Below are 13,549 nucleotides of genomic sequence, written 5' to 3' on the forward strand. Positions count from 1 at the left end.
GGGGAGGAGACGCGCGGAGGAGTGGGAATTGGCCTGCTAGCAGGCCAATGGGCGTGGTTAGGCTTTCTGCAAAACCTGCGGATTCACGCAGTTTTCCGTCACGGTACCGGTTAGCGCGGCGATCAGGTTATCCACTGCACAGGCAGCCATGTTGTAACGGGTCTCGGTGGTGGCGGAACCAATATGTGGCACGGCAACGACATTGCGCAGTGAGAGTAAGGGCGAATCTATCGGTAGCGGCTCTTGTTCAAACACATCCAACCCAGCGCCATGAATCGTGCCATCTTGTAGCGCGGCAATCAGCGCTGGCTCATCGACAACCGGCCCACGGCCCGCATTAATCAGAATTGCGCTGGATTTCATTTTAGCCAGTTGGTCACGGCCAATCATATGGTAGGTCTGCTCGGTCATCGGCAGCGTAATACAGAGAAAATCAACTTCAGCCAATAAGGTATCGAGAGAACAGCGACGGGCATTAAAGCGTTTTTCGGCTTCTTCATGTGGGCGGCGGCTGGTATACAACACCGGCATACTGAAACCGAAATGTGCCCGCTGGGCCAGTGCCATCCCAATGCGGCCCATACCGAGAATACCGATAGTTTTGTGATGGATATCAACACCATACCAATCATCGCCAATGCTACCTTGCCATTCACCGGCTTTCACCCGTTCAGCCAATTCAACCACTCGACGGGCGCAAGACAGCACCAAGGCCATCATGGTGTCGGCGACGGTTTCTGTCAGCACCGTTGGTGTGTGCATCAAGGCCACACCACGCTGGCTCAGGGCATCAACATCAAAGTTGTCATAACCGACAGAAATGGTTGAGGCAGCGCGCAAACGCGGTGCTAATTGTAGAAAGTCCTGATCGATTTTACCGCCGGAACCGATAAGCCCCTGTGCCTGTTGCAACGCAGACAATAGCTCTGGCTGATTATCAGGCGCTAAGCCATCAAAACTGTTTACGGTAAAATGTTGGGCTAAACGCTGATGCAGATCGCTGGGAATACTTTTGTACAGCACAATAGAAGGCTTCATCGCAAACTCCAATGACGTTACCCTTCATACTTGAAGTCGTAGGGGGTTAGCTTCATTCACTAATCCGAATCACTTGACTGTGTAAGTTCATCGGGGTTTGCATCACTTGATGCCTGCCCGCAACCTCAATTACTTTGGGTGGGTGAAATTTAAAGCCAGCATACCAGTGATCACTATTGTGGGATCAAGCGCTAATCACCTTCGTCATGTTACAACGCATGAAAACCAACCTGCGTTGGCAGGTCGGTGACGTCGAATTATTGTGCTTCGCTGCGGGCGGTATTTTTAGCCGTCAGGGTATGCGAACTGATGGCAGCGCAACGTAGTGCGGTAATAATCGCTAATGCGGATGCGATGGCAAACAGGATAAACAACCAATGGGCGGTATTTTCTGCCCCCGCGACACCCCCTGGGGAATTAAGGCCAGAGAGGTTGGCTACCATGCCAGCCATCGCCGCACCGAGTGCGGTGGCAAACATCTGAACTGTGGTAATCGAGGCTCCGGCAATGTCTTTATCTTCTTCAGCAGCCACTTGCAGAATACGGGTCAGCAAATGTGGCCAGCCAAAACCGATACCAAAACCGACCAGTGTTAATGCAATAGCGATCGGCACCATATGTTGCCAACCACCGAGTGAACCGGCTGGCATCAAGATAGACAGTGCCACTAACCCCACTAGCACAATAATTGGGCCGCTGATAATCGCCCAGCGGACGCCTGATTTCTTCCAACCCGCGCTCATTACTTCAGAAAGGGTCCAGCCAGCCGCCATGGTGGCTGCAATATAACCTGAAATCAACGGTGACTGACCATGGAGGATTTGCAGGAAGTAAGGGACGAATATCTCACAGGTAATGCCGATCGCTAGCAGAGAAATGGTGATATAGAGTGCTGCCAGCGGTGAGTTAAGGCGCAATGCATCTTTTGGCAGTAGCCGAGAGGTGGCACGTGACTCGATGCGCAGTAACAACAGCAACAGTAAGATGGCAAACACCATACCCACCATGTTTATTAGGCCGCTACTGGCAATACTGCTGGCAGAAATAGTCAAAATAATCGCGGTTAATAACATCAATTGCGTGACGGGTAATGCCGACGCTGTCGTGGTATTGGATCGGCCCGCTGGCAGGATTCGCCAGGTAAAAATGGCATAAATAAGGGTGATGGGGAGTAGCGTCCAAAACGCAAAACGCCAGGCATTCATTTCAGCAAAGATGCCACCAATCGCAGGGCCAACCAGGGTAGCAACACCCCACATACCTGAAATCAGCGCCATTGCCCGCGGCCATAACGATTGTGGAAATACCAGATTAATCATGGCGTAAGAAAGGGCAAACAGGAAACCACCCCCTAAGCCTTGCACAGTGCGGCCCAGCAGCATCAGTGGCATATTCGGTGCCATGGCACATAACGCACTGCCGAGCATAAAGATTAGCGAGGCAAACAGGTATGCGCTACGTGGCCCGTAGCCACTGAGTAAGCGCGCAGAAAGGGCAGAGCCGAGGATCGAGGCGGTAACGAATAGCGTGGTATTCCAGGCGTACAAGCTCAGGCCGTCAATATCCAGCACCACGGACGGTAAAATGGTGGTGGCGATGTAGATATTGATGGCATGTAACACCACACCACCTGACAGGGCTATGGCAAAGGCCGCATTTTTACCGGAGAACAGGTCACTCCAACGGCTTGCATCATTTATTATCACGTTTCTATCCTGCCAGAAATCTGGTTGTTGAGTTGAGTTGATTTGGTGGTTACGATAAAATTAAACAAGTAAATTCTTGGAATAACTTAGGGCAGTTACTAATAATAAGTCAAGCATGCGCTTGGAAAATGTTATGCTGGCATTGATTGATCAAAAATAAAAAACCTAGCAATGATACCGGGGAAGATATGAATATCGACCATACCACCAGTCAGCCACAATCGGTGGCGAAACGCCTACTGATGCTGCTTAAAACTCGTGGTCCGATGCAAGCGAGTGATGCCGGGATGATTTTAGGCACGACAGGTGAAGCGGCCCGGCAGCAATTCGTCAAATTGGCTAAGGAGGGGTTGGTGGTCTCCGAGGCGCAAACGCGCGGTGTGGGTCGGCCGATTCAATTATGGCAGCTAACCGAGGTGGGTAACGCGCAGTTCCCTGATACGCACAGCGAACTGACGGTACAACTCTTAGGTTTAATCCGTTCTCAATTGGGTGACAGCGCCCTTGAGTTGCTGATTGATAGCCGCGAACAGGAAACCCGCACTCAATATTGTCAGGCGATGGTGGGGGCAAATAGTGTGACCGAGCGGGTTGAGCGGCTGGTGGCCATCCGCAGCCGTGAAGGTTATATGGCACAAATGCAGCAGGAGGCTGATGGGTCACTCTTGTTGATCGAAAATCACTGCCCGATCTGTGCCGCAGCGGCCAGTTGCCAGGGTTTTTGTCGGGCGGAGTTAGCCGTGTTCCAGCAGGTGTTAGGGGTACCGGTTGAGCGTGTTGAGCATATTCTATCCGGCTCGCGCCGTTGTACTTATCGCATTAGATTGGCGTCATTATGATGACCGATTGGCTGCTGCTGTAATGAAAATGCGGATAAAGCCTGAGGCACTATCCGCAGAGAAAGTATTAAGAATCACAGCGGGCTTAAGGTGATTTCAACCCGGCGGTTTTGTGCTTTACCGGCGGCGGTGCTGTTGCTTGCGACCGGATTGTCCGGGCCTGCACCACTGGTGCGAATACGATTAGCGGCCACGCCCTGCACGATGAGTGCGCTACCCACGCTGTCGGCGCGTTGTTGTGAAAGGGTCATGTTATGAGCTCTGGCACCGGAGCTGTCGGTATAACCCGTCACATTGACGGCGGTTTTATCATACTCTTTCAATACCATCGCCACGCCGGTTAAGGTGTTGGCACCCGCGGGTTTCAGATTGCTGCTGTCAGTATCAAATGTGACATTATTTGGCATATTCAACACGATATTATCGCCCTGACGGGTGACACTAACACCGGTACCGTTCATTTTTTCACGCAGTTTGGCTTCCTGCACATCCATGTAATAACCGGCACCACCACCCAACGCGGCACCTGCTGCTGCGCCAATTAACGCCCCTTTGCCCCGATCGTGTTTCGATGATGACAACATACCAATGCCGGCCCCTAATGCCGCACCAATACCGGCACCGTAACCGGATTTTCCGGCTTGAGACTCGCCAGTATAAGGATTGGTAGTACAAGCGGAAAGCGTAAGCGCCACAGCAACGGCGGCCACCGTGGCCAGAATGCGTTTTTTCATTGAATTTCCCTTAAATGGCACTCTATTTTGGCGAAAAGATAGATAACGTCGCCCAATAGCAGATTAAAAAATCAGTAACCAGCATTAAGTCCTGTTGCTGGTTTTTATCTGCCATCGTTATCCGGTAAAAAGGGGGGGAATACCATTGAGAAAACTCTCATAGTGCTGTGGCGTTAGTCTAAATGCTGTGTTTGTCGGCAGAAAAAGCACAGAAAAGCGCTTTACTCGCTGCCGGGTATTTCAGGAAACCGTAAAAGTGTTAACTATCAAAACTCATCATGCTGGAAGCTGAGTTTTGTGGCTACTCGCGCAGCGGGCTGACTCGGGGTGCGAAAACGTAAAACTTTTACCCCATGTTGTTGTAGATAACGTGCCAGCCCGTGCAGTGCGGCGCTACCGGCCCCGCGAACACTTCCTTCATCATCAGGCAGCAGCACATAGTTGGGATCAGTCACAAAAAATTCGATGTAGTAGTTCTCGTGACTATTTTCAAAAGTCTCATCTCTGCGGGCTGCCAGAATGTTGACAATATCTCCTTGCAGCCGTACCGCCACGTACACATAGTTATTTTCGAAAGAGATCAATTCGCTATACAGGACGAAGTTGTTTATCCGCCCGGCTTCGATAGTGCGGTTATGTTCCGACCAGGGTTCGCTAGTTATGTGGTAATAGATGGGCGCCTCGTTATAAATGTCTGACCATGCGCCTACCGCCGCTAAGGCATCATCCATAAAGGCGGCATCGATATCTGGCCGTATCGGAATGGTGGTATCAAAAATATCGACATCAAAATATAAATCGGGGTGGGTGACCCACTGATCATTCTTAAGCACTCGTACGGTAGGCGGATCGGTGGGGTAATGATAAGAGGCTAAAGAGAGTGAATAGGTGCCTAATGGCAAGCGCTGTGCACCAGAGGGAGGGGCAGTAGCGGTAGGGTTATGTAGCAAATAACGTGCGTAATTTAATCTCGTATAATCAAAAGCCTGAGATAGTTGGCGGATGGTTTCATCTATTCCGAATTGACGAACAACTAACTGGACCTCATTCACCAGGCGACTTTCTGCTGCCGGATCACTGGCCGCATAGCCCGTGGTATCATTAGTATGGATTTGCATTAATACCCGGCGTAGAACATCCAGAGTCCAGTCGCGCAGTGAATCACCGAATAACAGCGTGAAATCGGCTAATACTCTTGCTACCCACAGTTGGCAGTTTAAATTTACGTCTCGGGGATAGCGCTCGGCGAGGATATTATCTATCGAGGTTTTACAAAATTGCGCCGCGGCGGGGAGTGTAAGAGCCTGATTATGTAGTTGGGTGTCGAGCTTGGTTAATGTCAGTGTCGCGCTGTCACTATTTTCTGGGCGTTGTGGCTGTGGCTCAAGTAAGGGTGGCTTGGCTGTAATTACAACCGATTTATCTTTGTTATCATCAGAAAACCAATGTTTTACTTTACCCCACAGCGTATCGCCCTGATTGCAGCGGCTGTGAGTGACGTAATTATAAATCGCCAGCGCGGGAATAAAGGCACAGCCTAATGTTCCGGCGGTATCCCGTTCGCTTCTGTGGTGCACAGGCTGAATATCTTCAGTGCTGGCAACCATCACTATTTGGTCGATGATCAGTGGCTGGCTGGCATTGTTATTAATGGTTAACCTTGCATCAAACTGGGAATTATTGAATGGGAAGGTGCCAAGTTCAATGGTGGGCGATAAGGCAATTTGTTCGGTTCCACGACTTTCCATATAATCTATCGCAATCCTGTTACTGTTCAAATGGAATGTCAGGGATAAACGATTGGCATCTGGGTGGAGATGGAAAACCAATGGTTCGTCACCAACCTGGCCAAAAATGGAAAGTTCTCTGTTAGATAACCATATGACTGGGGCTTGTGGTAAACCCACCATAAAGTCACTGGTATTATTAATATCGAAACTTAATAAAACCTGTTTGTTAGGGTGATTTATATTGTTCCAGTATGAGGCGAAAATTTTGGATAAAGGAAATTGCATTCGCTTTAAAATGATACAACGTTCACTACAGACTTTAAGGGGAGAATTAGCAACTATAACGCTGCTGATTTGATTATCCATATCCAAAGCAGCTAAATCACGCTGCCCGATTGACTCGGCTAAATTAAAGTAAGGCATATTGTAACTATCATTTTTATAGATGGTGGCGAACATGCCATTTGGAATGGAGATTGAGGATATACTGTCATTTCTAATAACCTCATCATCTTGATCGATAAAATCGATTCCTTGCTCATGAGATAAGCACATCGATTCTCCCTGAAAGTCATCTTCATTATATAAACAAACCTTTGTGTTGTTTATTTGAGGGATATATCTGTTATTAGGTGATAAATGATTATGCTTAATGCAGTCGCGGTCCATTTCATGAGACATGGTCATCGGCGATAATATTATTAATGAAAGCAACATAAATTTATTAGTTATGACTTTTAATTTCATGGTTTTACCTCTATTCGTTTTCTCCGAAAAGTGGAAGGGGGGGAATATCAAAACTCATCATGTTTGAAGCCTAGTTTCATTTTTACTCGGGCAGAGGGTTGTGAAATAACGGTAGAACGTAGTGTTTTCACCCCCTTTTCTTTCAGATAACGAGCCAATTCATACACTGCTGCGGTACCTGCCCCGCGAATATTTCCCTCTGCATCTGGCGTTAGCACATTGCGCGGTGCGCTCACCGAAACATCGATATAGAACTCATCGTTAGCGTTCCCCTTCGCGGCCCCCAGCACGCTAACAATCTCGCCCTCAAGCCGCACCACCACAAACAGATAGTCATTACTGGTGTTTTCCAACTCGAGCAACAGCGAGGTACTGGTGGTGCGTGCGGCACTGATGGTGCGATCAAGGTCAGTTAGAGGATTGTCTTGCTGGTCAGTTTCTAATGGTGTGAAAAGATAAGTATTAAACCAATGGTCCATCACTGTGTGCGCACGAGTAATCGTTGATCTATCTGTGGTGCTGGCATCAATGATCTCCACCTCAAAATGTAAGTCGGGTCTGGTCACCCATGCATTACGCTGACGAATGCGGACGGTAGGTGGCTCGGCGGGATAGTGATAAGACTCCAGCGAAAGTGAATATTCCCCTAACGGAAGACTTTGTGCAGCGGCAGGTGATTGTGTGGCGTTGGGATTATGTTCGACATAATTGGCATAATTTAATTGGGCATAGCGAAATGCGCGGGTGATCTGCCGGATGGTTTCAGCCAAGCCCAATTGTTGGATAATCGCACGGACACCACTGACCAGATGACCCTCAGTGGCCTGATCGTTACCTGCATAGCCCGTCGTATATTGTTCATCAATCCGCGTGACGACATCCTGTAGTTGCTCTGGTGTCCAGTCCCGCACAGAATGACCGAATAACAGGGTAAAATCTGCCAAGACTTTTGATACCCAATGAGGGCAGTTTTCATCTGGGCTGCGGGGATAGCGCGCGGCGAGGAGATTCTCTAGCGAGGTTTTACAAAATCTTGCGCTGGCCGGTAATGTCAGGGCTTGATGATGTAATTGCGTATGAACTTTACTTAATATAAATGCGAGCGGGCTGGCTTGGTTATTGTTGTTTTCGCGGCGGGAGGATTGTGGCTCAAGTAAAGGAGTGTTGCCGGTAATCAAGACTACCTTGTCTTGATTATCATCGGAAAACCAATGTGATATCTGACGCCATAATTTATCCGCCTGATCACAATGGCTATGGGTAACATAATTATAAATCGCCAATGCGGGGATGAAGGTGCAGCCTAGCGTGCCTGCGGCATCCCGTACCTTTCTACTGCATCCACTATATTCAATGTTATCCGTTACGGCAGTATCAACTTGATATTTATCTTCAGAATATAAACAAACTTCTCTGATTTTAATGCCATCGGCAATGGCTAATTGGGAGGATGTTATTAAGAAAATTAAGGCTAATTGGATATTTAGCAATGTCCCTATCATATTAAATCCCTCACTTAATTCCCACAGGAAAATAGGCTCAGGAATAGAGTAATGCAATTATGGATTTGAACCGGTTATTAAAATTTGTCAGATGCAGGGAGAGTTAAAGCAGGGATGAGTTAAATGGGCGCTGCCAATGCAGGGTCAGGATAGTGTTTTTGGTCTCTGCATTATAGGTTTTCCCTACTACGGTAAAACCTTGTTTACGATAGAAGTGATAGGCACGCTGATTTCGTTGGTAGACCTCTAGAGTTAGCGCGCAGTAGCACTGTTGAACGTAATCCATCAACGCTTGCCCAATCCCCTTACCGTGCAAGGATTGGGTGACGAACAGCGCGCCGACCAGTTGTTCTTCGAGAATACTAATAAAGCCTGCAATGGGGTTAGCATCACCGGTAGTTTCCGCTGACAAATATAGCCAAGTGCGTGCCGCCGGGAGATAGGTATTCCGTACCAACGGGGCGCTCTCGTGCCAGTATTGTTCGGCCACAAAAGGATGCGCAGCAATGGTACTGGTCAGCCACAATTGCATCAGGTCATCGAGATCGCTTGGTTGGTAAGGTCGAATCATTTTACGGCGTTATCCGGGTGACAAAAACAGCTTGCCAGATGGTCGTTCACTAAACCGCTGGCCTGCATAAATGCGTAGCAAATGGTGGAACCGATAAATTTAAAACCTTTTTTTTTCAATGCTTTTGACATTGCATCTGATACGGGTGTGGTTGCGGGTGACTCCGCCAGACACCACCAATGGTTAATTTTTGGCTCGCCATCAACAAAACTCCAGATAAAGCGCGAAAAATCCTCACCGTTGGCTTCCATGGCCAGATAAGCCTGTGCATTGGTGATAATGGCCTGAATCTTACCGCGATGACGGATAATACCGCTGTCCAGCACCAGTTTTTCTACATCGTCTGGCCCCATTTTCGCCACACGCACCGGATCAAAATTATGGAAGCACTTGCGGTAGTGTTCACGTTTTTTCAGCACGGTTATCCATGACAGTCCGGCTTGTTGCCCTTCGAGGCAGAGCATTTCGAACAGCGCCTGACTGTCGGTCCGTGGGATACCCCATTCAGTGTCGTGATAAGCGAGATAGAGAGGATCAGAGGTGACCCAACCGCAGCGTTGTAGACTCATAACTCGTCTTCCTTTTTATTATCTGACTTAGCAGAGGATGATCGCTGTTCATTAGCTGATTAGCAACCTATCGACGGACTCTTTACCTTTGTTGGCGCAGAGCAGAATAATCAGTTGGAATACAGTGAAAGGCTCATTTTATCGACAAATCCATCTTGATTGTTGCATCTTGCCGGATTCTGGCTGTATATCTTACGGTCAACGGGTATACTGACTCATTCCATTTTAATCCACTTGTATCGCGTGCGAATCCAACATGCAAAAGTTTGATACCAAGACCTTTCAGGGCCTGATCCTGACGTTACAGGACTATTGGGCGCGCCAAGGCTGCACCATTGTTCAACCACTGGACATGGAAGTCGGCGCGGGTACCTCCCACCCAATGACCTGCCTGCGTGCACTTGGCCCAGAGCCAATCGCTGCCGCTTATGTACAACCTTCACGCCGCCCGACCGATGGTCGCTACGGTGAGAACCCAAATCGCCTGCAACACTATTATCAGTTCCAGGTGATCATTAAGCCTTCACCAGACAACATTCAGGAGCTGTATTTAGGCTCGCTGAGAGAACTGGGTCTGGACCCGACTATCCACGATATCCGCTTTGTCGAAGACAACTGGGAGAACCCGACCTTGGGTGCCTGGGGTCTGGGCTGGGAAGTGTGGTTGAACGGGATGGAAGTGACGCAGTTCACTTACTTCCAGCAAGTGGGCGGTTTGGAATGTAAACCGGTCACTGGCGAGATAACCTATGGTCTGGAACGTTTAGCGATGTACATTCAGGGTGTAGACAGCGTTTATGACCTGATTTGGTGCGACGGTCCGCTGGGCAAAACCACTTATGGCGATATTTATCATCAGAATGAAGTGGAGCAATCCACCTATAACTTCGAATACGCCGATGTGGATTTCCTGTTCTCCTGCTTTGAGCAGTATGAGAAAGAAGCTCAGTCGCTGCTGGCACTGGAAAACCCGCTGCCGCTGCCCGCTTATGAGCGCATTCTGAAAGCTGGCCATACGTTTAACCTGCTGGACGCCCGTAAAGCCATCTCGGTGACCGAGCGCCAACGCTATATTCTGCGCATTCGTACGCTGACCAAAGCTGTCGCCGAGGCTTATTATGCTTCCCGCGAGGCGTTGGGCTTCCCTATGTGCAAAAAGAATCAGAACTAAGAGGCTGTCATGACTCAACAGACTTTCCTGGTGGAAATCGGCACGGAAGAGTTGCCGCCGAAGGCTCTTCGTTCTCTGGCCGAATCTTTTGCTGCCAACTTTACTGCTGAACTGGATAACGCCAACCTGCCTCATGGTGAGGTGGTTTGGTATGCTGCGCCGCGCCGTCTGGCGGTAAAAGTGGCCGATTTAAGCGCGGCTCAGGCGGATCGTGAAGTTGAAAAACGCGGCCCTGCCATTGCGCAAGCTTTTGATGCTGAAGGTAAACCGAGCAAAGCCGCCGAAGGCTGGGCACGGGGTTGTGGTATTACTGTCGATCAGGCTGAACGCCTGGTTACTGACAAAGGCGAATGGCTGCTGTACCGCGCCCATGTCAAAGGCCAATCAGCACAATTACTGCTGGCAGATATGGTGAATAGCGCGCTGAGTAAGCTGCCTATTCCAAAACTGATGCGCTGGGGTGATAAAGAAACCCAATTCGTTCGCCCGGTTCATACTGTAACCCTGCTGTTAGGCAGCGAATTGATTCCAGGCACTGTGTTAGGTATCGATTCAGACCGCATTATTCGTGGTCACCGCTTTATGGGTGAGGCTGAGTTCACTATTGATAACGCTGACCAATACCCGCAGATTTTGCTGGAGCGCGGTAAAGTCATCGCTGATTATGAATCACGTAAAGCTATAATCAAGCGTGATGCAGAACTGGCAGCGCAGAAGATTGGCGGTATTGCTGATCTGAGTGAAAGCTTGCTGGAAGAAGTGACATCACTGGTTGAATGGCCGGTGGTGCTAACCGCCAAGTTTGAAGAGAAATTCCTAGCAGTACCTGCGGAAGCACTGGTCTACACCATGAAAGGTGACCAGAAGTACTTCCCGGTTTACGATGCTGCCGGTAGCCTACTGCCAAACTTCATTTTTGTTGCCAATATCGAATCTAAAGATCCTCAACAGATTATTTCCGGTAACGAGAAAGTGGTTCGTCCGCGCTTGGCTGATGCGGAGTTTTTCTTTAAGACTGACCGTAAAAAACGTCTGGAAGACAATTTGCCGCGTCTGGAAACCGTGCTGTTCCAACAGCAATTGGGGACGTTGCGTGACAAGACCGACCGTATTCAAGCATTGGCGGGCTGGGTTGCCGCACAGATTGGCGCGGACGTTAACCATGCTACCCGTGCAGGTCTGCTGTCCAAATGTGACCTGATGACCAACATGGTGTTTGAATTCACCGATACTCAAGGTGTGATGGGGATGCACTATGCCCGTCACGATGGTGAAGCTGAAGATGTTGCTGTAGCGCTGAATGAGCAATACCAGCCACGGTTTGCCGGTGATGATTTGCCATCTAACCCAGTTGCTTGTGCATTAGCGATTGCCGATAAGATGGACACATTGGCCGGTATTTTCGGCATTGGTCAACATCCGAAAGGTGATAAAGACCCGTTTGCGCTGCGCCGTGCGGCGTTGGGAGTACTGCGCATTATCGTCGAGAAGAACTTGCCACTTGATCTGCAAACGCTGACTGAAGAGGCGGTGCGCCTGTATGGCAGCAAGCTGACCAATGGCAACGTGGTCGATGAAGTGATTGAGTTCATGCTGGGCCGTTTCCGTGCCTGGTATCAGGATGAAGGTCACAGCGTTGACACTATTCAGGCGGTACTGGCTCGTCGTCCAACCAAACCGGCTGATTTTGATGCGCGGGTGAAGGCGGTGACCTATTTCCGTACCCTGGATGCCGCAGCGACATTGGCTGCTGCTAACAAGCGTGTATCGAATATTCTGGCGAAATCCACTGATACCCTGAATGACCATGTGCATGCCTCGGTGTTAAAAGAGCCGGCAGAGCTGAAACTGGCAACACATTTAGTGGTGTTGCGTGACAAACTGGAGCCAGTCTTTGCTGCGGGTCACTATCAGGAAGCGCTGGTGGAACTGGCAGCTCTGCGAGAAACGGTCGATGAGTTCTTCGACAGTGTTATGGTTATGGCAGAGGACGATGCAGTGCGGATCAACCGTCTGACATTGCTGAGTAAATTACGCGAGCTATTCTTGCAGGTTGCTGATATTTCGTTATTACAGTAATTCTGTACTTGGCTGGTCACAGGGGAGCGTATATCGCTCCCCTTAGCTATTCTTATTACTCACGTTAGATGATAAGAATGGGATTTTGTGAAAATAAGTACTTACTACAGGAGTAGTTTCACATGACTTTTGCACTGAATACAGCCCGATATTCACGTTGGTTAGCGCCATTACTGGCGTTACTGGTGGTGTTCCAATTGACCGCCTGCGGGGATAAAGAGCCAGAACAACGTAAGGCTTTTATTGATTATCTGCAAAATACAGTGATGCGTAGCGGGATGAAACTGCCAACACTGAGCGAAGATCAAAAACAGAAATTTGGCCCTTATGTCAGTGATTATGCGATTTTAGTCACTTTTTCACAGCAGCTTACCAAATCTGTTGATGCCAGCTTGAGCCCGGCGATTGCTCAAATCAATGAGATTCGCGTGGCGCAGGATTATCTCGCCAAGCGTGATGCATTACAGCAGTCCGCAGGTGCATTGAACTTGTTAGTGCAACAGATTCGTACGGCAAAAACACAAGCCGATAGTGCGGTTGCTGCATTGAAACAGCCTGATGATTTGAAAGTGGTATTTAATAAAGCTTTCGATAATATTGTGACTCAGACAGCCAATGTGTTGATCCCAGCAGTGCCGGTGATTTCTGCTTTTGTGCAGGATCTGGCACAAGTTGGTGATTTCTTGCAGCAGCAGGGAACGCAGGTCACTTTCAATAATGGCGGCGTTCAATTCCAGACCCCACAGCAAGCAGCGCTATATAACACGATGATGGCTAATTTAGTCGCCAAGTATCCGGCGATGATGACGGCACAGAAGAGTGTTGCGAGTGTCATGCAGTGATGGTTTTGGTTGATTTGATTT

The 13,549-nt window shown here is 49.0% G+C and carries 11 protein-coding genes; 4 read left to right on the forward strand and 7 right to left on the reverse strand.

Features of this window, described 5'->3' with window-relative positions; genetic code table 11:
- Positions 1 to 57: 57 nt before the first annotated feature.
- Together ghrB and ACWJJO_RS00115 are read right to left on the reverse strand one after the other, a co-directional pair.
- Positions 58 to 1,038, reverse strand: coding sequence for a glyoxylate/hydroxypyruvate reductase GhrB (ghrB, locus tag ACWJJO_RS00110; protein ID WP_083161498.1), 981 nt, complete (start codon positions 1,036 to 1,038; stop codon positions 58 to 60).
- Positions 1,039 to 1,295: 257 nt separating this feature from the next.
- Complete coding sequence (locus ACWJJO_RS00115; protein ID WP_481091548.1) at positions 1,296 to 2,738, reverse strand: MFS transporter; 1,443 nt, start codon at positions 2,736 to 2,738, stop codon at positions 1,296 to 1,298.
- 194 nt (positions 2,739 to 2,932) lie between these two features.
- On the opposite strand from ACWJJO_RS00115, the gene ACWJJO_RS00120 reads away from it, so the two are divergent.
- Positions 2,933 to 3,583, forward strand: coding sequence for a helix-turn-helix transcriptional regulator (locus ACWJJO_RS00120; RefSeq protein ID WP_372568435.1), 651 nt, complete (start codon positions 2,933 to 2,935; stop codon positions 3,581 to 3,583).
- Positions 3,584 to 3,657: 74 nt separating this feature from the next.
- Here ACWJJO_RS00120 and ACWJJO_RS00125 read toward each other — a convergent pair whose 3' ends face one another.
- From ACWJJO_RS00125 to ACWJJO_RS00145, 5 genes are all read right to left on the reverse strand, one after another.
- A complete protein-coding gene (locus ACWJJO_RS00125; protein ID WP_083161492.1) occupies positions 3,658 to 4,317 on the reverse strand; it encodes an OmpA family lipoprotein in 660 nt (219 codons plus the stop codon).
- Positions 4,318 to 4,583: 266 nt separating this feature from the next.
- Entirely contained in the window at positions 4,584 to 6,602 is a 2,019-nt protein-coding gene (locus ACWJJO_RS00130; protein ID WP_481090497.1) for an exotoxin A binding domain-containing protein, read from the reverse strand.
- A 239-nt stretch (positions 6,603 to 6,841) separates the two neighbouring features.
- Positions 6,842 to 8,296, reverse strand: a complete 1,455-nt coding sequence (locus ACWJJO_RS00135) for a GNAT family N-acetyltransferase (protein ID WP_372568437.1) — start codon at positions 8,294 to 8,296, stop codon at positions 6,842 to 6,844.
- 103 nt (positions 8,297 to 8,399) lie between these two features.
- Positions 8,400 to 8,867 carry an N-acetyltransferase gene (locus ACWJJO_RS00140; RefSeq protein ID WP_083161486.1) on the reverse strand — a complete coding sequence of 156 codons (468 nt, stop codon included), beginning with the start codon at positions 8,865 to 8,867 and terminating at the stop codon, positions 8,400 to 8,402.
- On the reverse strand, positions 8,864 to 9,436 hold the full coding sequence (locus ACWJJO_RS00145; protein WP_083161484.1) for a DNA-3-methyladenine glycosylase I: 573 nt from the start codon (positions 9,434 to 9,436) through the stop codon (positions 8,864 to 8,866). The genes ACWJJO_RS00140 and ACWJJO_RS00145 overlap by 4 nt, the downstream gene beginning before the upstream one ends.
- A gap of 256 nt (positions 9,437 to 9,692) precedes the next feature.
- Here ACWJJO_RS00145 and glyQ point away from each other — a divergent pair, with 256 nt between their 5' ends.
- The 3 genes from glyQ (at position 9,693) to ACWJJO_RS00160 (ending at position 13,528) form a co-directional block, all read left to right on the forward strand.
- A complete protein-coding gene (glyQ, locus tag ACWJJO_RS00150) occupies positions 9,693 to 10,607 on the forward strand; it encodes a glycine--tRNA ligase subunit alpha (protein ID WP_005186828.1) in 915 nt (304 codons plus the stop codon).
- 9 nt (positions 10,608 to 10,616) lie between these two features.
- Positions 10,617 to 12,686 carry a glycine--tRNA ligase subunit beta gene (gene glyS, locus ACWJJO_RS00155; RefSeq protein ID WP_372568439.1) on the forward strand — a complete coding sequence of 690 codons (2,070 nt, stop codon included), beginning with the start codon at positions 10,617 to 10,619 and terminating at the stop codon, positions 12,684 to 12,686.
- A gap of 122 nt (positions 12,687 to 12,808) precedes the next feature.
- Positions 12,809 to 13,528 carry a DUF3053 domain-containing protein gene (locus ACWJJO_RS00160; protein ID WP_481090498.1) on the forward strand — a complete coding sequence of 240 codons (720 nt, stop codon included), beginning with the start codon at positions 12,809 to 12,811 and terminating at the stop codon, positions 13,526 to 13,528.
- Positions 13,529 to 13,549 lie beyond the last annotated feature (21 nt).

This window comes from Yersinia antarctica (assembly GCF_056636475.1).

Bases quoted from the DNA above. Each gene is read 5' to 3' on its own strand.
- ACWJJO_RS00140 (WP_083161486.1), bottom strand. From the start codon at position 8,867: ATGATTCGACCTTACCAACCAAGCGATCTCGATGACCTGATGCAATTG.
- ghrB (WP_083161498.1), bottom strand. From the start codon at position 1,038: ATGAAGCCTTCTATTGTGCTGTACAAAAGTATTCCCAGCGATCTGCAT.
- ACWJJO_RS00145 (WP_083161484.1), bottom strand. From the start codon at position 9,436: ATGAGTCTACAACGCTGCGGTTGGGTCACCTCTGATCCTCTCTATCTC.
- ACWJJO_RS00120 (WP_372568435.1), top strand. From the start codon at position 2,933: ATGAATATCGACCATACCACCAGTCAGCCACAATCGGTGGCGAAACGC.
- ACWJJO_RS00135 (WP_372568437.1), bottom strand. From the start codon at position 8,296: ATGATAGGGACATTGCTAAATATCCAATTAGCCTTAATTTTCTTAATA.
- glyS (WP_372568439.1), top strand. From the start codon at position 10,617: ATGACTCAACAGACTTTCCTGGTGGAAATCGGCACGGAAGAGTTGCCG.
- ACWJJO_RS00130 (WP_481090497.1), bottom strand. From the start codon at position 6,602: ATGTGCTTATCTCATGAGCAAGGAATCGATTTTATCGATCAAGATGAT.
- ACWJJO_RS00125 (WP_083161492.1), bottom strand. From the start codon at position 4,317: ATGAAAAAACGCATTCTGGCCACGGTGGCCGCCGTTGCTGTGGCGCTT.
- glyQ (WP_005186828.1), top strand. From the start codon at position 9,693: ATGCAAAAGTTTGATACCAAGACCTTTCAGGGCCTGATCCTGACGTTA.
- ACWJJO_RS00160 (WP_481090498.1), top strand. From the start codon at position 12,809: ATGACTTTTGCACTGAATACAGCCCGATATTCACGTTGGTTAGCGCCA.